This window comes from Ralstonia sp. VS2407 (assembly GCF_052950655.1).
This window is the reverse complement of the sequence record NZ_JBRFVG010000209.1, coordinates 1-485: the sequence shown is the minus strand read 5'-3', so window position 1 is coordinate 485 and position 485 is coordinate 1. Positions and strand designations below refer to the sequence as shown.

1 protein-coding gene is annotated in these 485 nt (G+C 69.1%); it reads right to left on the bottom strand.

Annotated features, from left to right (window positions below; genetic code table 11):
• Nucleotides 1-485: MFS transporter (locus ACU8YE_RS24655; protein ID WP_446930064.1), on the bottom strand; the 485-nt coding region annotated here is incomplete at both ends.

The window sequence follows — 485 nt, the reverse complement described above, 5'->3', positions numbered from 1 at the left end:
GTTCTGCACGGCGAGCACGATGACGGGCATCACCATGCCGAGCCCGCCGCCGAGGAGCGCCATGTACAGGTACATCGCGCGCAGCGGCGTGTCGAGCGACAGCGTCGCGAGCAGCAGCATCGCCGCGCAGGCGACGAAGGTGCCCGCGATCGGGAACAGACGATACTTGCCGAGCGTCGTGATGAGGCGGCCGCTGCCGATCGACGTCGCGAGCAGCCCGCCCATCATCGGCAGCACCTGCATGCCGGCTTCCGACGGCGTCGAGCCCTTGACGACCTGCAGATAGAGCGGCAGGAACGTGACCGAGCCGAACAGCGCGAGCCCGACGACGAAGCCGATCAGGCAGCACAGCACGAAGGTGCGGTGGCGAAACAGCTCGAGCGGCAGGATCGGCTCCGCGGCGAGGCGTTCCTCGTAGACGAAGCCGGCGGTCGCGACGCGGCCGAGCGCGAGCGTGAACCACAGTTGCGGCGACGACCACGGCA